Consider the following 23642-nt stretch of genomic DNA (forward strand, 5'->3'; position numbering starts at 1 on the left):
CATCGCGCAACGGCCGTTGCGCAATACGCAACAGGGGAGCGAGCCAGTGGACATCGACCGCGACGCAGTCGCCGCGATCCGCTCGGAGCGGGTCGACTGGCGCTTCAAGGGGATGCCGTCGGACGCCTTCGGGCTGACCGTCGGCGAGCTGGCCGAGCGGCGGGCCGACCTGTTCACCGGCGGCTTCGTCGGACCGCTCGTCGTGCTCGACCGGGGGGCGCTGGAGCACAACCTGGACGTCATGGCCGCCTGGTGCGCCGAGCGCGGCGTGCTGCTCGCCCCGCACGGCAAGACCACGATGGCCCCGCAGCTGTTCGCCGCCCAGCTGGAGCGCGGCGCGTGGGGCATCACCGCCGCCAACACCAGCCAGGTCCGCGTCTACCGGGCGTTCGGGGTGCGCCGGGTGCTGCTGGCCAACGAGCTGGTCGACCCGGCCGGACTGCGCTGGCTCGCGGGCGAGCTGGCCGCCGACCCGGACTTCGAGTTCGCCTGCTGGGTCGACTCGGTCGAGGGCGTCGAGCGGATGGCCGAGGCGCTCGGCGCGCCCGCCCGGCCGGTGGACGTGCTGGTCGAGCTGGGCGCGCCCGGCGGTCGCACCGGGGCCCGCGACCTGGCCGCCGCCCGCGCGGTCGCCGAGGCCGCCGCCGCCAGCCCCGCGCTGCGCCTGGTCGGCGTCGCGGGCTACGAGGGCTCGCTGGTGCACGACGCCTCCCCCGGCTCGCTGGCCACCGTCGACGGCTACCTCTCGGCGCTGCGCGAGCTGGTCCACGACCTGCGCGGGAGCTACCAGGTCGACGAGCCGATCGTCACCGCCGGTGGCAGCGCCTACTTCGACCAGGTCGCCGCCGTCCTGGCCGGGCCGTGGGAGTTCCCGGTCCGCCCGGTGCTGCGCAGCGGCGCGTACGTCACCCACGACCACGGCTTCTACCAGGGCGTCTCCCCGCTGAACCGGGGCGCGGGCCCCGTGCCGCTCAAGCCCGCGCTGCTCGCCTGGGCGCAGGTGGTGTCCCGGCCCGAGCCGGGGCTGGCGCTGCTGGTCATGGGCAAGCGCGACGCGTCCTTCGACGAGGGCCTGCCCGTTCCGCTGCTCGTGCGCGGGGCCGACGGGGAGCAGCGCGCGCTGGACGGCGCCGAGGTGACCGCGCTGGCCGACCAGCACGCGTTCCTGGCGCTGCCCGAGGACTCGACCGCGCGCGTGGGCGACTGGATCGGCCTCGGCCTGTCCCACCCGTGCACGGTCTTCGACAAGTGGCAGCTCGTCCCGGTCGTGGAGGGCACGACCGTGGTCGACCTGGTCCGCACCTACTTCTGAGAACCGCACCCACCGGGCCGCGCGACGACGCGCGGCCCCCGCCTGGCTGGAGGGCACGAGTGGACATCGTCTACCGGGGAGCACGGGTGGTCGACGGCACCGGACGACCGGGGTACGCCGCCGACGTGGGGGTGCGGGACGGGCGGGTGGCCGAGATCGGCGCGGGCCTGTCCGGACGGCGGGTCGTGGACGCGGGCGGGCTGGTGCTCGCGCCGGGGTTCATCGACATGCACTCCCACTCCGACCTGCAGGTGCTCGCCAACCCCGAGCACCTGGCCAAGGTCAGCCAGGGCGTGACCACCGAGGTCCTCGGCCAGGACGGGCTGTCCTACGCGCCGGTGGACGACGAGGTGCTCGCCGCCCTGCGCGGCCAGCTCGCGGGCTGGAACGACGACCCGGCCGGGTTCGACTGGGACTGGCGCTCGGTCGGCGAGTACCTGGACCGGCTCGACAGGGGCATCGCGGTCAACGCCGCCTACCTGGTGCCGCAGGGCACGTTGCGGATGCTGTGCGTGGGCCTGGAGGACCGGCCCGCGACCGAGGCCGAGCTGACCCGGATGAAGGAGGTGCTGGCCCGCTCGCTGGACGAGGGCGCGCTGGGCCTGTCGTCCGGGCTGACCTACGCGCCCGGCATGTACGCCTCGTCGCGGGAGCTGGTCGAGCTGTGCCGGGTCACCGGGGAGCTGGGCGGCTACTACAGCCCGCACCACCGCAGCTACGGCGCGGGCGCGCTGGAGGCCTACGCGGAGATGGTGGAGCTCTCGCGCGACTCCGGCTGCCCGCTGCACCTGGCGCACGCCACCATGAACTTCCCGGTCAACGAGGGCCGCGCGGGCGAGCTGCTGGCGCTGCTGGACTCCGCGATCGCCGACGGCGTCGACATCACCCTGGACACCTACCCGTACCTGCCCGGCGCGACCTACCTGTCGGCGCTGCTGCCCGGCTGGGCGTCCGGCGGCGGCGTCGAGGCGACCCTGGCGAGGCTGACCGATCCCGCCACGCGCGAGCGGGTGCGCGTGGAGATCGAGGAGACCGGCTCGGACGGCTGCCACGGCGTTCCGGTCGACTGGGAGTCCATCGAGATCAACGGCGTGCGGCTGGCCGAGCACGCGCACCTGGTCGGCCACAGCGTCGCCGCCTCCGCGCGCGCCGCCGGACGTCCCCCGGCCGAGCTGTACTTCGACGTGCTGGTCGCCGAGCGGCTGGGCACCTCGTGCCTGATGCACGTGGGCCACGAGGACAACGTGCGGGCGATCATGCGCCACCCCGCGCACACCGGCGGCAGCGACGGCCTGCTCGTCGGCGACCGGCCGCACCCGCGCGCGTGGGGCACGTTCCCGCGCTACCTCGCCCGGTACGTGCGGGAGCTGGGCGTGCTCGGGCTGGAGGAGTGCGTGGCGCACCTGACCGGGCGCGCCGCGCGCCGGTTGCGGCTGGCCGATCGCGGCCTGGTCCGCGAGGGGTACGCGGCCGACCTGGTGCTGTTCGACCCGGACACCGTCGTGGACACCGCGACGTTCGACGCCCCCAGGCAGGCCGCCGAGGGCATCCACCACGTCGTCGTCAACGGGGTCCCCGTCGTCGACGCGGGCGAGCGCACCGACGCGCTGCCCGGACGTTCCCTGCGAAACCCCCGGAGCCACGCGTGATCGACTGGTTGCAGCACTCGACGGGAGGGCTGCTGACCCTGTCCGGGGTCAGCATCGCCCTGCTGCTGTTGATGATCATCCGCTGGAAGGTCGAGCCGTTCATCGCGCTGCTCGTGGTCGGCCTGCTGGTGGCGCTGGCGGCGGGCCTGCCGGTGGAGGTGCTGGTCGGCTCGGCGCAGAAGGCCTCGGACTCGTTGCTGGAGAAGGGCTTCGGCAGCATCCTCGGCCACATCACTGCCATCATCGGGCTCGGCACGCTGCTGGGCGCGATCCTGGAGGCGTCCGGGGGCGCCGAGGTGCTGACCCGCTCGCTGCTGCGGGCGTTCGGCGAGAACCGCGCGCCGCTGGCGATGGGCCTGGCCGGTCTGATCTTCGGCGTCCCGGTGTTCTTCGACATCGGCATCTTCGTGCTGGCGCCGCTGGTGTACGTGGCGGCCAAGCGCGCCGGGCGGTCCATCGTGCTCTACGCGATGCCGCTGCTCGCCGGGCTGTCCGTGATGCACGCGTTCATGCCCCCGCACCCAGGTCCGGTGGCGGCGGCCGGGCTGCTGAACGTGGGCCTGGGCTGGATCATCGTCATGGGCCTGGCGGTGGCGATCCCGTCCTGGTTCGTCGGCGGCGTGCTGTTCTCGGCGTGGATCGGCAAGCGGCTGGTGGTCCCGGTCCCCGAGGAGATGCTGGCGGCGGCGGAGAAGGCGCGCGCCGAGAGCGCCAAGGGCGAGCCGCCGCTGTCGCTGGTGCTGGGCATCATCGCGGTGCCGCTGGTGCTGATCCTGGCGGGCACGTTCGGCAGCATCCTGCTGCCCAAGGGCTCGTCGCTGCTGGGCGTGTTCACGTTCTTCGGCACGCCCGCCGTCGCGCTCACCATCGCGGTGCTGCTGGCGTTCTGGCTGCTGGGCTTCCGGCGCGGCATGACGCGGGAGAAGATCGCCGAGCTGTCGGCGGCGTCGCTGCGCCCGGTGGCGATGATCCTGCTGGTGGTCGGCGCGGGCGGGTTCTTCGGCGCGGTGCTGTCCGCGACCGGCGTCGGCAAGGTGCTGGCGAACTCCCTGGCGGACCTGGGACTCCCGGTCATGGCGCTGGCCTACGTGATCAGCTGCGGGATGCGGATCGCGCAGGGCTCGGCGACCGTGGCGATCGTGACCACCACCGGCATCGTGGCGCCGCTGGTCGCGGAGCAGTCCTACTCGCAGCCGCAGCTCGCGCTGGTGGTCATGGCGATCGCGTCCGGCTCGATCATCGCCTCGCACGTCAACGACGGCGGGTTCTGGATCGTGTCGCGGTACTTCGGGCTGTCGGTGAAGGAGACGCTCCAGACCTGGACGGTCGTGGAGACCCTGCTGTCCGTGGTGGGCTTCGTGGTCGCCGCGCTGCTCAGCCTGGTGGTGTAGCCGCGCCGGACCCGGTGCGGCGAAAGGCCCCCGCGCCCTCCCCCTTGGAGACGCGGGGGCCTCTCCCCCCTGTGGGTCGCACCTCCCCGCGCGACCCACCGCCACCTACACGAGCGGGGGTTCGAGCGGGTTCACCGAATTCCGAAGATTTTTCCGACGGGCCGCGACCTAGCCCTTGAGCACCTCGGTGAGGAACTTGCCGGTGTGGCTCTCCGGCACGTCGGCCACCTGCTCGGGCGTGCCCTGGGCGACCACGATCCCGCCGCCCGAACCGCCCTCGGGCCCCATGTCGACCAACCAGTCCGAGGTCTTGATGACGTCGAGGTTGTGCTCGATCACGATGACCGTGTTGCCCTTGTCCACCAGGCCGTTGATGACCAGCAGCAGCTTGCGGATGTCCTCGAAGTGCAGGCCCGTGGTCGGCTCGTCGAGCACGTACACGGTCTTGCCGGTGGACCGCTTCTGCAGCTCGGCGCCCAGCTTCACGCGCTGCGCCTCGCCGCCGGACAGCGTCGTCGCGGGCTGGCCGAGGCGCACGTAGCCGAGGCCGACGTCCACGAGCGTGCGCAGGTGCCGGTGGATGGCGTTGATGGGCTCGAAGAAGTCCGCCGCCTCCTCGATGGGCATGTCCAGCACCTCGGAGATGGTCTTGCCCTTGTAGTGCACCTCCAGGGTCTCCCGGTTGTACCGGGCCCCCTTGCACACCTCGCACGGCACGTAGACGTCCGGCAGGAAGTTCATCTCGATCTTCAGCGTGCCGTCGCCCGCGCACGCCTCGCAGCGCCCGCCCTTGACGTTGAACGAGAACCGGCCCGGCTGGTAGCCGCGCACCTTCGCCTCGGTGGTGGCCGCGAACAGCTTGCGGATGTGGTCGAACACGCCGGTGTAGGTCGCCGGGTTCGAGCGCGGGGTGCGGCCGATCGGCGACTGGTCCACCTGCACGAGCTTGTCGACGTGCTCAAGGCCCTTGACGCGGGTGTGCCTGCCGGGGACCTGCCGCGCGCCGTTGAGCTTGTTCGCCAGCACGGTCGCCAGGATGTCGTTGACCAGCGTGGACTTGCCCGAGCCGGACACGCCGGTGACGGACACCAGGCAGCCCAGCGGGAACGACACGTCGATGCCGCGCAGGTTGTGCTCGCGCGCGCCCACCACGGTCAGCTGGCGCTTCTTGTCGATCGCGCGGCGCAGCTCCGGCATCGGGATCTGCTTGCGACCGGACAGGTACGCGCCGGTCACCGACTCCTTGTTGCGCAGCAGCGCCTTGTACGGGCCGCTGTGCACGACGTGCCCGCCGTGCTCGCCCGCGCCGGGGCCGATGTCGACCACCCAGTCCGAGGCGCGCACGGTGTCCTCGTCGTGCTCGACCACGATGAGCGTGTTGCCCAGGTCCCGCAGCCGGGTCAGCGTCTCGATGAGCCGGTGGTTGTCCCGCTGGTGCAGGCCGATCGACGGCTCGTCCAGCACGTACAGCACGCCGACCAGGCCGGAGCCGATCTGGGTGGCGAGCCGGATGCGCTGCGCCTCGCCGCCGGACAGGGTGCCGGAGGCGCGGCCGAGCGAGAGGTAGTTCAGGCCCACGTCGAGCAGGAACCGCAGCCGCGCCTGGATCTCCTTGAGCACCGCGCCCGCGATCATGGACTCGCGCTGGCCGAGCTTGAGGCCGTCCAGGAAGTCCGAGCACTCGCCGACGCTCATCGCGCACACCTCGGCGATGGACTTCGGGCCGAGCGCGCCGTGGTCGAGCGTGACGGCGAGGATCTCGGGCTTGAGGCGGGTGCCCTTGCACGACGGGCAGGGCACCTCCCGCATGTAGCCCTCGTACTTCTCCTTCATGCTCTCGGACTCGGTCTGCTCCAGGCGCCGCTCCAGGAACGGGATGACGCCCTCGAAGTCCGCGTAGTACGAGCGCTCGCGGCCGTACCGGTTGCGGTAGCGGACGTTCACCTGCTCGTCGACGCCGTGCAGCACCGCCTTCTGCACCTTCGCGGGCAGCTGCCGCCACGGGGTGTCCATCCGGAACCCGATGGCCAGCGACAGCGACTCCAGCAGGCGGGTGAAGTAGTCGGCGGTCTGGCCGCCCGCCCACGGCGCGATGGCGCCCTCGCCCAGCGGCAGCTCGTCGTCCGGCACCACCAGCTCCGGGTCGACCTCCATCCGCACGCCCAGGCCCGTGCAGGTCGGGCACGCGCCGTAGGGGGAGTTGAAGGAGAACGACCGGGGCTCCAGGTCCTCGATCGCCAGCGGGTGGCTGTTGGGGCAGGCCAGGTTCTCGGAGAACCGGCGCACCCGCGCGGGGTCGTTCTCGGGCAGGTCGACGAACTCCAGCTCGACCAGCCCGTCCGCCAGCCGCAGCGCGGTCTCCACCGAGTCGGTGAGCCGCTGCTTGGCCGAGGTCTTCACCGCGAGCCGGTCGATCACGGCCGCGATCTCGTGCTTCTCCTGCTTCTTCAGCTTCGGCACGTCGGCCAGCGCGTACACCTGGCCGTCCACCTTGACCCGCGAGTAGCCCTGGGTCTGGAGGTTCGCGAACAGGTCGACGTACTCGCCCTTGCGCCCGCGCACGATCGGCGCGAGGACCTGGAACTTGACGCCCTGCTCCATCGCCAGCACCTGGTCGACGATCTGCTGCGGGGTCTGCTTGCTGATCGCCTCGCCGCACACCGGGCAGTGCGCCTTGCCCGCGCGCGCGTAGAGCAGCCGCAGGTAGTCGTAGACCTCGGTGATCGTGCCGACCGTGGAGCGCGGGTTGCGGCTGGTGGACTTCTGGTCGATGGACACCGCGGGCGACAGGCCCTCGATGAAGTCCACGTCCGGCTTGTCCATCTGGCCGAGGAACTGCCTGGCGTACGCGGACAGCGACTCGACGTAGCGGCGCTGCCCCTCCGCGAAGATCGTGTCGAACGCGAGGCTGGACTTGCCCGACCCGGAGAGCCCGGTGAAGACGATCAGGCTGTCGCGGGGCAGGTCGAGGTCGACCCCCCGGAGGTTGTGCTCGCGCGCGCCGCGAACGACAAGGCGGTCTGCCACACCCATTCCCTTCCCGATTGCGTGATCACCGAACACATGTTCGAAAAAAGCGTACCCGCCGAGCGGGCTGACACGATCGGGGAGGGGGTGCCCGCGCTGGTGCGCGGCACACCCGGACCAGCCCCGGAACCCCTCGATCGTGCGCCAACGGCTCTACCGGTGGGTAGTGAACGCCCCTAGGCTGGAGCGGTAGGCCGTTCGGCCGCAGATCCCGGGATGAGGTGCCCATGAGCTTCGCTGACGCAGCCCAAGCCCAGGTCCACTCCGCGACGAGCGTACCCGCGCCGCGCGAGGAGTCGGGCGCGATCCAGGACGCGCTCGCCGGACTGGCGGAGGTCGAGCGGGCCACGGCCGAGCTGTACCGCGTGGTCGACGGGTTCGACCTGGCGTCGGTGCGGGAGCCCAGCCTGCTGCCGGGGTGGAGCCGGGCGCACGTGATGACGCACCTGGCGCGCAACGCGGACGCCCTGCTGAACCTGCTGACGTGGGCCAAGACCGGCGTCGAGCACCCGATGTACCTGAGCACGGCCGACCGCGAGGCCGACATCGCGGAGGGCGGGGCGCGTCCGCCGACGCTGCTGCGCGCCGACCTGGACGCGGCCAGCCAGCGGCTCGCCGCCGCGATCCGGGACCTGCCCGCGACCGCGTGGGAGGCCGAGGTGGCGCACCCGGTCAAGGGGCCGGTCCTGGCCGGGCGGGTGCCGTGGATGCGGTTGGGCGAGGTGTGGGTGCACCTGGTCGACCTGGACGCGGGGTTCGGGTTCGCCGACATCCCGGAGGACCTGCACGAGCTGCTGGTGGACGAGGCGGTCGGGGGGTACGCGGACCGCGAGGGCGTGCCGCCGGCGCGGTTGGAGGTGGCGCTGCCGGACGGGCGTCAGCGCACCTGGGAGTTGCCCGCGGGCGCGGGCAGCGACGCGCCGGTGATCAGCGGCGGGGCGGCCGAGGTGATCGGCTGGCTGACCGGGCGCGGCGACGGCAGCGGCCTGGACGGCCGGGTGCCCGAGTTGCCCAGGTGGCTCTGAGCGCGCAGTCCGACGACGAGCAGCCACCGGGCGAGCGCGGGGCGGTGGCTGGCGGTGAGCAGGCGGTGCGCGGGCCGTTCCACCAGGACGGTCAGCGCCCAGCCGAGCAGGACGGCCGTGGCCAGGAACGCGACGAGCTGGACGGCCGGGCCCCACGGGGTCAGGCGCTCCATCACCACGTAGCCGATCTCCTGGTGGACCAGGTACACGCCGTACGAGATGCCCGCGAGCCAGCGGATCGGCGTGGCGAGCGCGCGCAGCGGCGCGACGTCCCAGTCCGGCCCACCGGCCGCCGCGCAGACCCCGATCAGCACGACGCCGAGCGCGGCGGTGCCCTCGAGGTTGTCGCTGTGCAGGTACTGGGCGCCGAGCGCGGCGACGAGCAGCGCGGTCAGGTGCCGGTTCCCGAGGCGTTCGCGGGACCACAGCCACACGCCGACGCCCATCGCGAACAGCTGCGCGCGGTGCACGCCGAGGCCGTCGTAGAGCAGCTTCAGCGGACCGGGCTCACCGGTCCACTCGCGCATCACCAGCGGGCCGAGCACGAGCGCCCAGAGCAGCACGGGCAGCGCCCGACCGCGCACGCGGGAGGCCAGCAGCGCGCCCGCGACGAACCCGGTGAGCTGCACCGGCAGGGTCCAGTAGGAGAAGTCGACCAGCCGGACGTCCGGGAGCCAGTTCTGCAGCATGAGGATGTTGAGGACCAGGTCGCGGGGTTCGAGGTGCGACCAGCCCTCGGGGGCGAGGTGGACGAGGACCCAGTAGGTCAGGCAGGCCGCCACCGCGTAGGCGGGGAGCAGGCGGGCGAGCCGGTTGCGCAGGAACCAGGCGCGGTTGCCCTTAGCCAGCGAGGCGCAGGCGAAGAACGCGGAGATCACCACCAGCGAGCTCGCGCCCATCTCCAGCGACACGGTGAACAGGGGGTCGCCGATCTCCGGGTGCACGTTCGGCCCGGCGTGGGTCGCGTGTTGCAGCACGACGGCCAGCACGGCGAGCACGCGCAGCACGTCCCAGTTGATCCTGCGGGTTTTGGGCACGGTGGGGATGACCTGCTTCAGGGTGGGGACGGCGGAACGGCGTTCGCGGCGGATCGTTGACAACCCTAAGGAACGTTCCTGTAGGGACCCTGAAGGTGCGAAGGCCGGCGGGCGGCTACGGTCGGCGACCGTGGACGTACTAGAGGACTACACCGGCCACGTCGAGCCGGGCGGCCCGGCGACGCGCCGGGTGCTGGACGCGCTGACCATCACCAAGGTGTCGGTCGGCCCGATGGACAACAACGCGTACCTGCTGGTGTGCCGCGCGACGAACGAGGCGCTGCTGATCGACGCCGCAGCCGACCCCGAGCGTCTCTCGGACCTGGTCGGTCACGACGTGACCAGGCCGAGGCTGAAGACGGTCGTGACGACCCACCAGCACGGCGACCACTGGGCCGCGCTGGGCGCGGTAGCGGGCGCGAACGGCTCGAACACCGCCGCGCACCCCCTGGACGCCGAGGTCCTGCCGGTCCCCCCGGACTTCCTGGTGGAGCACGGCGACACCCTGCAGGTGGGCGCCTCGGTGCTGGAGGTGATCCACCTGCGCGGCCACACGCCGGGCTCGATCGCCCTCCTGTACCGAGACCCGACCGGCCACCCCCACCTCTTCACGGGCGACTCGCTGTTCCCCGGAGGCGTGGGCAAGACCACCTCACCGGACACCTTCAAGTCCCTGCTGGACGACGTCGAGTCCCGCGTCTTCGACGCCCTCCCGGACAACACCTGGTTCTACCCAGGCCACGGCGACGACTCCACGCTGGGCGCGGAACGGCCGAAGCTCCAGGAGTGGCGCTCACGCGGCTGGTGAGCTGACGCACTTCCCGGACGGGGCCGCCCGACAGTAGGCGGTCCCGTCTCACTCGGTGGAAGCTAAACAGCCCGCGTTCTGCCGGACGCCTTCCGCGCGAAGAACTCCCCCGGCCAGAATGCGTCTCCCAGCGTCACCCCGTCGAAGAGCAGGCAGACGGCCCCAGGCGTGTCCTCGGAATCCCAGACGGCCGAAACGTTCCGGCCGCTTTCTTTCCCATTCCGGCTCAGCCAGTAGATCCTGTCACCCGGCCTGAGCTCGAAAACGGGCACGATCTCCCGCCGCGGCGTCCTGCGAGTGCTCGGCCCTCCGATCCGCACGCCGAAACCGTATTCCCAGGCCGGCCTGGGACATCGCCAGACGATCCGGAACTGCTCATCGATCGGCAACGCGGGCGCCCCCACGCGCACTTCTTCGACCAGGTAGAACGTGGCGATCCGACGTGCGCTTTCCGACATCTCGCTCCACGGTTCCGAGAGCACTTCCGCACATGCCTCGGCATCCGACTCCAACTCCACAGCGCGGGCAGCCAGATCGCGATCGGTCGAGGCCTTGGCGCGGAGCACCTGGATCGACCGGGTCAACGAATCGGGGTCGACCCGGAGGTGGTGTCTGACCCTTTTGGCCACGTAGTTGTCACGCGCACCGGTGTTGGTGCGAATCGGTGGATCGCCGACGGCGGTTTCACGAGCCCATCGAGAAGCCTCGAAGCAGGCCGCCAGCCACTGCGCCTCACCTGCGTCCAGGATCGTCTCGGCCACCAGGGGAACGCCAGGAAGCAAGTCTGGTCGACCGTTGGGATAGAAGTGCTCGGGACCGATGTGCTCCGGATGCCAATCGAGGTCGCTGTGGAGCAGCGTGGCGAATCCCTCACCCCAGCGCTGCCAGAAGATCATCTCCTCGCCGTGCGCGTTCGTGTAGTGCTGCACGATGTCCGGAAGACCGAATTCCACGCTGGCCATCTCCCCCAACTGGGCCTGGATGATCCGGTTGCCTCGATAACGGCTCAGGTACCCCCTCACCTCGACGACGAAGTCCACGATGGACTCGTCGTCCAACTTCTGGTCGGAGTTGATGACGATCGACTTGAGCACATCACCCCCGCGCCGCGCCGACAGCAACTGCTTGGTGGCATTGGCCCAGTAGAGGCCGTCGGTGTCCGGGTCGTGCACAACGCAGAACACGGGGAGGTTGCCATCGGCCCAGGTGCCGCCGTGGTCACCGACCGGCACGGCGTACCCATCGGCCTTGCGCCACGACCGCCCGCCCTTGACCTGGATCTTGACCACATCGCCGGTGACCTCACCGTTCTCGGTGAACGTGACGTGCTGGTCCTCCCCGAAGTCGTTCTGGCCGTCCACCTCTTGGACTATGTGGTTGTGCCGCTCCAGCAGCGCCCGCAGTGCGTTGACCGCCGCGCGGCCGGTTCTGCGGTTGTCGGGCACTTTCGGCATTGAATCCCCCAGATCCATGACGTGTCATCAGAGCAGGCAGTCTGCAGCAGAGCGAACTCCCAGCCCGCTACACCACCCCAGCCGCCGCCACCAGGTCATCCCCCGGCAGCTCGATCCCCAGCACCCCGCCGGGGTTCACCACCAGCACCACCCCGGCGAGCACCCCCACCAGCTCCCGCCCCGTGGTCTCCCGCACCGCCTGCGCCCCCTCGGGCACGTGCCCCGGCGCCGAGTACACCGCGAGGAACCGCCGCCCCAGACCGTCGACCCCGAGCCTCAGCCCGCCGTTCCCGTTGGTCTCCAGGATCAGCCTGCTCCCCAGCACCACCGGTAGCACCCGCTCGTGCGGCACCCACCCCACGGCCGCGTACCCCAGCACCACGTCCAGCTCCGACAGCGGCTCCGGGAACCCCCGCCTGCGCGGGCTCGGGCTGTAGTCCGGGTTCAAGTACTCCTCGCCCGTGAGCACCCCGTCCGAACCCGACCGGTACGCCCCGAGCAGCGCCGCGTTCGGCGTGCCCTCCACGTGCCTCGGGTCGACGTCCGGATCAGCGCACCACACCCACCCGCCGGGGACCTGCGCCGCCTGCTCGCGCATCGCGTCGGTCACCGCGGGCAAACCGGGGTGCCCCGTCAGATCGTCCAGCTGCCCGGCGGCCAGGTGCACGCCTACCGCCTCGGGCAGCACAAACACCCGCGACCCCGACGCGTCCAGCGCCGTCACCACGGTCCAGTCACCGCGCAACCGGTAGCGCCGGAATTCGCCCTCCGGTGGACTCCCCCCGTCCCAGTGCACGAGGTTACCCGCGTCCGACCCGTACCGGCGGACCACGGCGTCACGGGCACTCGACAGGGTGATCCCGTGGAACTCCCGCAGCGACGGGTCCCCGGCGTCCGGAACGACCTGGTAGGGCGCCTGCCAGGCGGGCAGCTCCTCGTCCAGCTCGTACCGCAGCTCGTCCTGCTGCACCACCAACTGCCCGATCAGGTGGACGACCGCAGCCTGCGCGTCCTCGAACGTGTGAAGCCCACGTTTGCGCCCACCCTTCTCCCCCCAGTACACCTCGTACCGGTCGCCCGAGGGGACCAGGCACCACGCGCCCTCCCGGTGCCCGCCGAGGCGGTAGCGGCGCGGACTGGTCTGGCAGCGCGTGATCACCTCGTAGGCGGGCGCGAGCGCCTTGTCGAGCTCGCGGTCCGCCACCCCGGACGACCACGGCCTGCCCATCGCCAGGTGCGACGCCCTGATCGCGGTGAGCCGGGGCACGTCGGGCAGCCGGTAGCGGCTCTGCCTGACGTGGTCGACGAGCGCGGGCGGCGGTGGGACCCGGTGCTCGCGCAGGTAGTGCGCGACACCCGACGGCCACACGAAGACCCCGTCGGTGTGGTAGCCGAGCGGCACCACGTCGGGCTCGCCGGTGACCAGGTCGGCGCCACTGCCGCGCGAGGACAGCACGAGCGGCGCGCCCTCCAGGTAGTCCAGCAGCAGCCGCGCCTCGCGCGCGCCCACCATCGGCCGGTACGCCTCGCCGCGCCCGTCCAGGACGACGTCGAAGGCGCGCACCAGCCGCAGCGGCTCGTCCGGCACGGGGTCGAGCGCGCGCACGGCCGCGCGCTGCTGCTCGACGCCTGCGGCGGCCCACAACCACTCGGGAACGGCGACCGGCCTGCGCGGAAGCAGCCGCAGCTCGTCGGCCAGGTGCTCGGACGCCTGGCCGCGCGGGACCACCGTCTGCGGCGGCCCGTCGAACCCGAACGACCACGTCGCCGACCCACCCGCGAGCAGGTCGACGCGCCCCGAGTACCAGGCGCCCTCGGTGTTGCGGAACTCGCGCACCCGGAGCCGGTGCAGCCACTGCCCCAGCATCACCGGCGGCGCCCAGGCGCGCTCCTGCCCGCCCAGCACGACGACGCCCTCGACCTCCAGGAACCGCCCCACCGCGCGGAACTCCAGGCAGCACCGCTCCCAGCCCTCGGGCACGAGCGCGGCGATACCCGACTCGACCCGCTCCAGCAGGGCCCCGTCACCGGGCGGCGCGACGTCGCCTGCGGGCAGCACCGGGTACTGCGGCCACACCGGCGGCAGCGGGGGCCGCTCGCACACCAGCAGCAGCCGCCCATCGCCGACTAGCCCGTCGACCGGGTCGGCGTCCAGCGGTTCGGGACCGCCGTCGACCACCCGCCAGAGCCCGGCGGCCAGCACCGCCTCGAACACGCCGCTGTTGACCGCCTTGGCGGGCGCGCCGTCCAACTGGACCGCGTGTCCCGGCACACCGGGCGCGTCGTCGGGCCGCAGGAACGCGGTCGCGCCGTCGCCGGGTGTGAACCGGAACGCCCGGTGCCCGTCGACCGCGATGTCGTACCGCGCGCCGTCCCCCGCCACCGCGCCACCGCCCGTCACCGCACCGTCCCCCGTCATCGCGCCTCGATGTCCCGCGCCCACACCGGGGGCTGCTTGCCCAGGTCCTCCATCAGCTCCAGCACGTCGAGCAGGTCCGGGATGTCGGGTGCGGTGCGCGCGAACCAGTCGGACGTGCTCTCCCAGGCGCGCACCACGCGCTCGCCCTCGACCACGCTCCACACCGGCGGGTCGTCCAGTCCGAGGTCTGCGCCGTCGATCACCTGGTAGGCGTACGCCTGGTGCGCGGTCAGCACGAGCATCCCGCCGGGATCGACCAGGTCGTGCTCCAGGTGGCCGAGGCTCGCGAGCACCTGCTGCTTGGTCTCGCCGGTGATGGAGTTGACGCTGAACGCCGTGCCCGCCAGCCACAGCCCGGACCGCACGCCGACGAGCCGGAACACCTCGCGAACCGCCTCGGGCACGTGGGCGACGCCCTGCGCGGAGGCCATCAGGTCGATCTGCTCGTCCGAGGCTCCCACCACCGAGTCGCGGCGCAGCCCGGCGCGGACGACCTGCTCGAACACTGCGCGAACGCGTTCACCCGCGTTCCCCGTTGGGTCGCTCACAGGGGGTAGAGCCTTTCATTCGCGAGGTTGACGGCTTCCACCCGAACATTCGGGAAGACGCCTTCATAGGTTAGCAGGACGGTCTGACAGGATTTGCAGATCTGGAATTCAGGGGGCGTCCGGTCGATTTTCGCGGACGGCAGGTCGATCACCATTCTGAGATCTCCCCGCACGTCCGCCGCGGTGAACGGCCGGTAGGTCGTCCCGGCCGTCTCGGCACGCGCGGCAGCCCGGTTGTTCAGGTCGTCGATCGCGAGGGCGACCCGGTCCCTGGCGCGCTCCACCTGGACGCGGCGGCGGTCCTGCCCGTACCCGTCCGGATCGGCCTTGGCCCGCTCGGCGACCTCCTTGGCCGACGTGCGCAGCGCGTCGTCGACCTCGTCGCGGGACAGCCCGCTGTGCTCGGCGAGCTGGTTGCGGGCCAGGTCCTCCAGCAGCTTGGGCTCGGAGTCGTGCACCCGGTCGCTGCCACCGCCATCGCGCCAGCCACCCGTGACGGGGTCGTAGGAACCGGCCTTGGCGGTCTCGAAGATCCGCTCCGCCCTGGGCGGCCCCACCGGCGCCTCGGAGGCAGGACGCCAGTTGTGCTCCTTGCCGCTGAAGTTGTACGCGTCGGTGGTGGAACCGCTGTCGCTGGTGAAGCGGGCGGTGGTGAGGGTCCGCTCGTGCGGGCGCAGGTGTGGAACGGAAGCAGGATTCCTGTTCCGGTCCGAACTGATGAATTCGAGGGCCTCCTCACGCCGTTCGCGGTTCTCGGCGCGCAATTCCCGGAAGTCCTCGTCGGCGCTGCCGCCCCGGCTCTCCGCCAGCGGGGCGTCCGACGGCAGCTCGCCCCAGTCCGGGGTGTGCCCCGGCGGAGTGGGGCTCTCGCTGATCCGCTGCTCGCCGTCGGGCGAGAACGTGCGCCACTCGCCGTTGGGCGGCCAGCCGGGCCGGTCGGCGCTGTCGGAGCCGTTGTTGTCGCTGGCGAAGACGTTGCCGTCGTAGTCGACCCAGGCGTGGGTGTTGGGCGCGGTGACCGGCACGCCCAGCTCACTGGCCAACCGGGCGGCGAACCCGTCGTCCCGACGGCCGGTGCCGCAGCTGATGAGCGTGATCGGCTCACCGCGGTCGTAGTGGGGGTTCGAGCGGATGACCTCGGCGAGGTCGCGCGCGCTCAGCGGGTAGCGGCCGACGCTGGCGGAGTTCTCGGAGCCGTGCAGGTCAACGACGAACTGGCCGGGAATGCGCGGAATGGCCGCCGACGTGTAGTAGCGGCTCTTGTCGCTGCCGCCGTTCCGGTCGTGCTCGCGGTCGAACAGCGCCATGCCGGACTCGGTCCGGTAGACGTGCTGCCGGACGTTCTGGTCCAGGTCGTCGTTGAGGTGACCGAGCTGGTCGCTGAGCGGCTGCGGGGCCTCCGGGGTGCGGCTGGGGCCGTGCTCCGCCCCGGAGGGGGTGGGTTCGTCGTAGCGGGGCCGGGCCGGTTCCCCTTCGGCTCGCCGCCACGGCTCGGGATCGGAGTACCCGGCCGACTCGGACTGGCGCGGTGGTTCGGCCTGGCTGGACGGCTGGGCCGAACGCGACTGCTCGGGTTGGCGCGACGGGTCGTGCTGCGCCCGCCCCGGTTCCACGGCGTCGACCCCGGACTGGCGCGTGGTGTCCCCGCCCTGGTTCCAGGGCGCGGATTCCTGCCGGGCGCCGTGCTGCTGCGCCGCACCAGGCTGCTGGTGCGGCTGGCGCGGTCCCTCGGCGGACGGCTGGTTCGCCGGAGGCTGGTACGACGGCGGCTGACCGTGCTGCCCACCGCTCTGCTGCCCCCACGGCGCGTGGTGTCCAGGGACTCCAGCCGGTCGCCCGCTCGGCACGGACGAACCGGGCACGGGTAGCGAGCCCCGAGGAGTGGCGGCGGCAGGCGGCGGTCCAAGCGGATGAGCCGCCGAGGACTGCGCTGCGGACTCCGGCCGTTCGGCGACAACGGGTTTCGACGGTTCACCCGGACGCGCAGCGGATTGCTCTGCCGAGGGCGCCCCGGTCGCGGTCGACGTCCGGGACGTCGAGGTGGTCTCCGACGCGCCCCCACCACCCGGTGCCGAGGGCTCGTGACCGATGAAGTCGGGGTTGGGCACGAACGGCCCCTTGGCGTACCCCCCACCAGGTTGGTACTCGACCTCGTGCCAGCCCGCGACGTACCGCCAGTCGATCCCACCGGGGAAGAGCATCTCGGACTCGCCGTACTTGTGATGCCCTCGGCCGATGTTGTCCAGGGTCGCGTCGGTGTTGATGCCACCCGGCGCGTTGATCACGTACATCGCACCGCTGCGCCCGGCGCGCTCCTTGGCGACGGTCTCGTCGGTGGACGTGCTGACGAACGCGTTGGTGTCACCGTCGACGTGCTTGAGCAGATCAGGGGCCAGATCACGGTGCCGGGGGTGAACGTCGAACCCCCCAGCGGCCCTGACCTCCTCAGGCGACCGGGTGTCACCACGCACCAGCGCGTTCTCCGCACGCCGCCACTCGGGAACGTCCCGGTGCACCACCTGGGACTCGGGAACGCCGTACCGCGAGGGATCGACGTCCCGCATGGCGACCGGGGGCAGTTCCCCGCCGCCACGCAGGCGGTCCGCTTCCTGCTGCCCGTCGCCCGGCTGCCCGTCTACTGGCTGCCCGTTGTCCTGTCGCCCGTTGTCCTGCGGGGTGTGCTCCTGCCGCCCCGTCTCCAGCAGGGCGGGGTCCTGCCTGCCCTGCTCCTGCCGGATCGGCTCCTGCTGTCCCAACCGGTCCCGCGAGCCGTACCAGTCCTGCCGCCCAGGACCACCGGACTGCCCTCCAGGCTGTCCCTGCCCGTAGTTCGACTGGCCGTGGCCGGGTTGCCCGTAGTCGGGCCACTGCCCGCCCTGCCCCGGCCGCTGGCCGTAGCTGGACGGCTGCCCGTTCCCAGGCCACCCACGCCCAGGTTGGCCCTGCCCGTAATTCGGCTGCCCGTGGTGGGGCTGGCCATGACCGGGCTGGCCGTAACCACCCTGCTGAGGCTGCCCATAACCGGCGGGCGATGGGTACGGCCCACGTCCAGCCAGAGGCTGCCCCATCCCAGGCTGCTGCGCCCCTTGCGGGAACGTCCCCGACCGCGAAGGCGGATTCCCCCATCCGTTCCGCTGCTGCCCACCCCCATGAGGGACCTGTGGCCCACGATCACTCGGAGTGCCGTAAACAGTTCCGGGCCCACCAGTCCGAGGCACACCCGCCCCCTGCTGGGCACCACCGCCATACCCAGCGGGATTTCCGGGGAGCACACCGCGCGGCACACCACTTTGCGGACTCCCGCCCCCAGGCGGCATTCCCCCACGGGGCACACCACCCTGCGGAACACCCCCAGGCTGCGGAAACCCACCACCCATCGGCTGCGGACCACCACGCGGGGCACCACTGTTCACCGGCTGTCCGCCGTACGGACCGGGGTTGCCCCCCATCGGCTGCCCGCCACCCCGACCACCGCCGGGAACGCCACCTGACGGCATCCCGCCACCCGGCGCGCTCCCCATCGGTTGCGTCCCACCCATCGGCTGCCAGGAGCCCCGAGGCGTCCCAGTCCCGGACTGGGACGTCCCACCGTTCCCTGCAACGGGCATCCCGCCGTGGCTGCCAGCCCCTCTGAACGCACCACCGGCCTGCGCAGTGGCACCGCCAGCGGCGGGTGCACCGCCCATAGGCACAGCGCCCCTGTTTCCACCACCAGGAGCCCCGCCAGCCGAGCCAGGCGACCCCACTGATGGCAAGCCACCACTCGGCACACCACCAACCGGTGCGCGCCCAGCGGCCGTGGTCCCGGAAGGAGAGGTCCTCATAGGCGTCGTCCCACCAGGCGCGCGCCCGTCAGCCGTAACCCCAGAAGACGAAGTCCCGTTGGACGTCACCCAACCAGGCACGCGCACGCCCGGAGCGGCCCCGGTCGGCGCACTGCCAGTGGACGTGGCGCCCGAAGACGCACCTCCACCGTGCACACCCCCGACCGGCGCCCCTGCCTGCCGAACCCCGCCCCCACCACTCTGCTGACCGACACCGCCGAAAGTCCCACCCGGCGTACCCATACCGGCGGGGCGGCGCACCTGCGACACCGGAACGCCACCAGTCGAAGGCGTCCTGGCAGGCGACGACCCACCGCTCCCCACGGTCGGCGCGGCGGACGTCCTGCCCCCCGAAGACCCGCCGGAGGACGTCCCTCCGCCTCCGGTCCCAGCACCCCCGACCGACGAGACCGAGGCCTTGGTCTGGATCCGGTTCATCGACGACGCCACCGACTGCTCGGTGTTGCGCGTCGTCTGCGCCGTCTCCCGCGTCTTGGCCCCGGCGTGATCAGCAGCCTCGGCCGCCTTCTCGGCACCGGTGCGCGCGCTCCGGATCGCCTTGTCGGCGGACTGCATCGCGACCTGGCCGAAAACCCCCGCGCTGCCCGAAGTGGCGCTGAAGTTCAGCCGGTTGGCGACGCTCCCCCGTACTTGATCGCCCCGACTGGCGATTCGGCTGCCCAGGTTCTCGACAGCGTCAACGTCCATCCTGGTCCCGCGCCCACCAGCCATGTTACCCGGCGCGGACGACGAAGACGAGGAGTGCGAGGGGGTGGACGACGACGAGCGGTGGGAGTTCCCGCTTCCACCGCCGTCGCCCCCGCGGTGCGAGGAAGAGCCCCTGGGCCTGCCGGTCATCAGCCCTTGACCGCGGACACGTCGTACGGCATGACGGCGTCGTACGCGGTCTTGGCGTAACCGCCGTACTCGGCGAACCGCCCGAGCCCTTCGACCAGGGTCTCCATCTTCTCCGCGAGCTTGGCCATGCGACCGCCGAAGCGCGCCATCGCCGACGCGAGCTTGCTGAGCCTGGTCGCGATCTTGGTCGCCAGCGTGGCGGCGCGCACGCCCGCGTAACCTGCGAACGCCGCGATGGACCCGCCGACCGTGACGACGGCGGACGCGGCGGCGATCAGCGCGCCCGCGACCAGCTCGCCGATCAGGTCGGAGATCCAGCCGAACACCTGGGAGCGCAGCTCGCACACGAGCGCGCCGGACAGCGCGTAGATCGCGGCGGTGCCGTCCATCGTCTTGCCGAGCGCCTCGTACTCGCCCGACATCTGCTCCATCTGCTTGCGGAAGGCGTCACCGGAGTCGCCCTCCCAGCCCGCCGCGCCGCCCATGTCGTCGCGGTGCTCCTGGGCGATGGTCTTCATCTCCGCAGCGGCCTGCTTGAGCTGGTCGGTGTTGGCGTTGATCTCGTCCGGGTTGCCGAGCAGCGCGTCGAGCGGTTCCCGCAGGAAGTCGACGTGCTCCAACAGCCAGCCGACACCGGCGGACGCGACCGCGCCCAGCGGGTTGGCCATGACGCCCACTACGTCCACCACGACACCGGCCGCGCCGAGCGCCGCGTCGATGACGTCAACGCCCTCCCCCTCGGACTCGGCAGTGAGCGTGTCGACGAATCCCGCGACGCTGTCGACCACGCCCGCGCCCGTCGACCACGTCGTGGTGCTGCTCTCCTCAGACACCGTTCCCCCGGTTCAGCGGTTCTTGAAGATGGAGTCGTCGCTGAAGTCGTCGTCCTCGTCCGGCCGTGGCCGGGCTGCGGGACGAGGACGAGGGGGCGGTGCGGCGGTCTCGTACTCCTCGTTGAACGCGATGCGCGGTGGCCGGTCGCCGAACGCGGCAGCCTGCTCCTCCTCGGGCGGGGGCAAGTACTCGGTGATCACCCGGTAGGTCTCGGACCCGGCCCCGTTGACGGCCTCGAAGACCCCTGCGACCTGCACGGCGGCACCCCGCTGGGCCTTGCGGGCGATCTCGACGAGTTCAGCGGAGAGCTGGGTGTGCGACTTCCGCATGGCGGCCTCGGTGAGGCGCACGTCGGTGAGCGCGCCGTTGGGCGCGACGGTCACCGTGACCGAGCCGTCGTCGGACGAGGCGGACCCACCTGCCGTGGCGAGTCCTTCCTGCACCGCGGCGGCCTTGGCCTGCGCGTCGGCGATCTTCGCCTCGAAGTCCCGCATCCACTCTTCGGGCGTCTTCACCGTGCCCCCACACCTGCGTCTGGACCGATCGGCCCATGAGGATGGCACAACGCTCGGGTGCATGAGACCGGAACACCCGATTCCCGCAAGCGTTCTCACACCGGAACCACGCGGAACACCGCAGACCGCACACCGCCCGACGCAGCACGGCGGCTCAGGCCACGAGCCCCAGCTCCCGCAGCACCTCCCCGGCTCCCCAGAGCCCGAGCGGGGTGGCCCGAACCAGAACGCGCCCCAACTCCTCGTCAGCCTCACCGGAGATACCGGCAGCGCCCTGGTCCAGGCCCCCGACGCCCGTCGCGGCGCTCGCACCGTCCACCTCGGACACCGAGGCGCTCCCGGTCACACCGGGCCAGTCCGCCCCAGCCGACCACTCCACCGCACCGACACCGTCGACGTTCCCCAGCACCTCGACGACTCCGAGCACCTCGAGCACAGCCGCCACCCGGAGCACGTCCCGCCGCAGCGCGTGCCCCCACCCATCCGGCACGCCGCCGTCCACGTCGAGCGTGAGCTGGTCGGACAGCGCCTGCCCGAGCAGCTCGCCCAGCTCCGCGACCGGCACCGGCTCACCGCCCCTGCCGTAGAAGCAGGCCCACAGGTCGGGCGCGATCTCCGGCAGGAACTGCCCGACCAGCGTGGGCAGCGGGTACTGGCTGGGGCACACGACGTGCCCCAGCCCCTGGAACTCCGACATCCCCCGCCGCCACACCTCAACCGGCCGCTCGGCCAGCCAGGCCGCCGCGTCCCCGAGCACCAGCTTCCCGTCCGCGACCCGAACCACCTGGACGGCCTTCCCCCACTCCACCAGCAGCGAGAACCCCCCACCTCCACCGTCCTCCGAGCCACCCCCGAACGCGCCGTTCCCCGCCACGACGTCCTCACCGACCACCGACCGCCCGTCCGCGCCGACCCAGTCGACGAGGACCCGAAGCCTGGTGATCAGCTCGGACCGCGCCGCAGCGACCGCGACCTCCGCCGAGGGGGACAGACCACCGACCAACGCTCCCACCACATCCCCGGCGCCCTCGTCTGCGGTGGAGGCGGCAGGCTTGACGAACACGCTGCTGACCCCGCCACCACTGCGCCGGGCGATCACGTCCAGGACGTCCCGGTCGTAGTGGACCTCCCCGGCCCGCACGGCGGTCAGGAAGCGGGCGTTCTCCTCCGGGTCGTCGGGGTCGACGCCGTGCTCCCTCATCCGGGTGACCCAGAACTTCGCGGGCCCGCTGTTGCGCTCGTCGCCCATAGCGTCGTGGAAGGCGGCAACGTTCTCGTCGATCTCCGAGTGCAGCAGCCCGACTTCGCCCACCGCCACGTTCTCGCCCCCGGAGCTGAGGAAGTCGACCCACCGGTGCAGCGTCGTGGGCACCCCGTCCCACTGCTCCCGCACCATAACCACCCCGCGCGGAAAGCCGACGAGCAGCAGTTCCCGCAGGTCACCCACCTGCCACTTGCCGGGGTGCCCACCTTCGGCGAGCCGCCAGTCCACAGCGGCCTGCGCGACGAAGTGGTCGACGTCAACGCCGAACTCGTCGGCCCAGGACTCGAAGTCGGCCAACAACTCACCACCGATTTCCTCCCACGCGTCGGCGTCGTCGAGGTGATCGCTCGCAGTCATGGCCCCACTATCGCCGACACGACGAACCCGCCAGCACCCCCTAGCCACCAACAGAACGATCATCGAACAGCCCTAGAATACCCCGCCGAGGATGAACAAACAGCAGCACAACTCGCACGACGACCAGCCGGGACGCCCTACCCAGCAGTGGGATCACCGCCCCAACAGAGCCCCAGCGCGCGCCATCAGAGATCAACCAGCACGAAAAAATCACTCGTTAGAGTGAATCTTTTCCTTGATTACCAGGGGAGCGACGCAAAGTAGTCATAAATGGAATCACCCCCTAACCATTCACCCAAGGCATCACAACTCTTCACTTGCCGCCAAGCCCGACCAGCGCCAGTCCAGCAGTGAAGCCGTCCACGCAGTGCCATCACCAAGGGACGACCCCAACCTCCAAGCACCCCCACTCAGCTGCGTCCCGGCACGAAGTCCCAAGCGCCCCCACACCTCCAGCCCGGTCTCCCCAATCTTGCTCCTGCTGCGACACCGCGAGAAAACCTCCTCTTCCAACCACAGCACCAGTTCCAGACCTGGATCACACACGGCAAGCGCCAGCACCGGATGCCGCCGCCTCAGCGCGACCAGCACGAACGGAAGCAGCCTGCGCACCGCATCGGGATGCATCCCCTCTCACAGCAGCCCTCTCCCGGCACCCACTGCGGCCACCACGCTCCGATGCCGCCACGATCTCCTCAGCGCGCCGCACAACCACCCACCCAACCGCCATAAGCGCCACACTGCGGCGATGGCACCGAGGTAAGCGAGATCGCGCAGCAATCCCAAGCTGTGCTCTTCTCCGGCCTGAACATCCCCTGGCAACCCGATTCACCTCGACGGCGAAGTAACCCTTGGACACCCTGGCTTCTCTTGCGCACGACGAACTGCCGGAAGGCACCACAGGCCTGGCAACCCTGGACACCATCGCAAACCGTCCGCCCCGGAGCCCTGCGAACACCCTCGCGTGGCCGATGTGGCCGACTAGGGGCTGTTTGGTGTTCGGATCTAGGTCAAGCCGGGTGGTGTGCTGGTCGGGGCTGGTAGAACACGGGTGTGGCGCGCTTTGACCTGACCGATGCCGAGTGGGCGTTGATCGAGCCGCATGTGCCGGTCGCGGCCACCGGGCCGTTGCCTCGGCGGGTGCGGGATCAGTTCAACGGAATCCTGTGGCGGTTTCGCACCGGGTCGGGCTGGCGCGACGTCCCGGAACGGTACGGGCCCTGGTCCACCGTCTACTCCCGGTTCAACGTCTGGGCGAAGGCGGGGGTGTTCCAGACGCTGTTGGAGGCGCTGATCGCCGAGGCCGCCGCGCGCGGGCAG

Annotated in this window: 14 protein-coding genes and 1 pseudogene; 6 read left to right on the forward strand and 9 right to left on the reverse strand. The window is 71.5% G+C overall.

The genetic code is table 11. The annotated features are described in order from the left end of the window. Window positions 1–46 precede the first annotated feature (46 nt). From LV78_RS39175 to LV78_RS39185, 3 genes are read left to right on the forward strand one after another with little or no spacing between them, the layout of a single operon-like run. The gene (locus LV78_RS39175) at window positions 47–1312 is read left to right on the forward strand and encodes an amino acid deaminase (RefSeq protein WP_253851274.1); all 1266 of its coding nucleotides are present in this window, start codon (window positions 47–49) and stop codon (window positions 1310–1312) included. Window positions 1313–1371: 59 nt separating this feature from the next. Beyond that, window positions 1372–2961 (forward strand): N-acyl-D-amino-acid deacylase family protein, encoded by a 1590-nt coding sequence (locus LV78_RS39180; RefSeq protein ID WP_253851276.1) that lies wholly within the window; start codon window positions 1372–1374, stop codon window positions 2959–2961. Further along, window positions 2958–4352, forward strand: coding sequence for a GntP family permease (locus LV78_RS39185; protein ID WP_253851277.1), 1395 nt, complete (start codon window positions 2958–2960; stop codon window positions 4350–4352). Before LV78_RS39180 ends, LV78_RS39185 begins: the two co-directional genes overlap by 4 nt. A gap of 168 nt (window positions 4353–4520) precedes the next feature. Here LV78_RS39185 and uvrA read toward each other — a convergent pair whose 3' ends face one another. Beyond that, a complete protein-coding gene (uvrA, locus tag LV78_RS39190) occupies window positions 4521–7379 on the reverse strand; it encodes an excinuclease ABC subunit UvrA (protein ID WP_253851279.1) in 2859 nt (952 codons plus the stop codon). A gap of 227 nt (window positions 7380–7606) precedes the next feature. Between uvrA and LV78_RS39195 the strand changes: the two genes are divergently transcribed. Then, window positions 7607–8404 (forward strand): maleylpyruvate isomerase family mycothiol-dependent enzyme, encoded by a 798-nt coding sequence (locus tag LV78_RS39195; protein ID WP_253851281.1) that lies wholly within the window; start codon window positions 7607–7609, stop codon window positions 8402–8404. 101 nt (window positions 8405–8505) lie between these two features. On the opposite strand, the pseudogene LV78_RS39200 reads toward LV78_RS39195, so the two are convergent. Further along, window positions 8506–9441: pseudogene (locus LV78_RS39200) on the reverse strand (acyltransferase family protein); the annotation flags it as partial. A gap of 130 nt (window positions 9442–9571) precedes the next feature. On the opposite strand from LV78_RS39200, the gene LV78_RS39205 reads away from it, so the two are divergent. Then, a complete protein-coding gene (locus tag LV78_RS39205) occupies window positions 9572–10249 on the forward strand; it encodes an MBL fold metallo-hydrolase (RefSeq protein ID WP_253851283.1) in 678 nt (225 codons plus the stop codon). Window positions 10250–10311: 62 nt separating this feature from the next. Here LV78_RS39205 and LV78_RS39210 read toward each other — a convergent pair whose 3' ends face one another. The 7 genes from LV78_RS39210 to LV78_RS39240 form a co-directional block, all read right to left on the reverse strand. Then, complete coding sequence (locus tag LV78_RS39210) at window positions 10312–11694, reverse strand: DUF4365 domain-containing protein (protein ID WP_253851284.1); 1383 nt, start codon at window positions 11692–11694, stop codon at window positions 10312–10314. Window positions 11695–11770: 76 nt separating this feature from the next. Next, entirely contained in the window at window positions 11771–14122 is a 2352-nt protein-coding gene (locus tag LV78_RS39215) for a hypothetical protein (protein WP_253851285.1), read from the reverse strand. After that, entirely contained in the window at window positions 14119–14628 is a 510-nt protein-coding gene (locus LV78_RS39220; protein WP_253851286.1) for a hypothetical protein, read from the reverse strand. Before LV78_RS39220 ends, LV78_RS39215 begins: the two co-directional genes overlap by 4 nt. A 38-nt stretch (window positions 14629–14666) precedes the next feature. Next, window positions 14667–17426 carry a DUF8616 domain-containing protein gene (locus LV78_RS39225; protein WP_253851288.1) on the reverse strand — a complete coding sequence of 920 codons (2760 nt, stop codon included), beginning with the start codon at window positions 17424–17426 and terminating at the stop codon, window positions 14667–14669. Window positions 17427–19351: 1925 nt separating this feature from the next. After that, a complete protein-coding gene (locus LV78_RS39230) occupies window positions 19352–20185 on the reverse strand; it encodes a WXG100 family type VII secretion target (RefSeq protein ID WP_253851290.1) in 834 nt (277 codons plus the stop codon). A 12-nt stretch (window positions 20186–20197) separates the two neighbouring features. After that, window positions 20198–20701 (reverse strand): YbaB/EbfC family nucleoid-associated protein, encoded by a 504-nt coding sequence (locus tag LV78_RS39235; protein ID WP_253851292.1) that lies wholly within the window; start codon window positions 20699–20701, stop codon window positions 20198–20200. A 154-nt stretch (window positions 20702–20855) separates the two neighbouring features. Continuing rightward, window positions 20856–22322, reverse strand: a complete 1467-nt coding sequence (locus LV78_RS39240; RefSeq protein ID WP_253851293.1) for a hypothetical protein — start codon at window positions 22320–22322, stop codon at window positions 20856–20858. Between the two features lie 1053 nt (window positions 22323–23375). Between LV78_RS39240 and LV78_RS39245 the strand changes: the two genes are divergently transcribed. After that, a partial coding sequence (locus LV78_RS39245) for a transposase (protein ID WP_253851294.1) occupies window positions 23376–23642 on the forward strand: 267 nt, incomplete at its 3' end.

Origin of the sequence: Actinosynnema pretiosum, assembly GCF_024171695.1 — a bacterium.
Classification (GTDB): domain Bacteria; phylum Actinomycetota; class Actinomycetes; order Mycobacteriales; family Pseudonocardiaceae; genus Actinosynnema; species Actinosynnema pretiosum.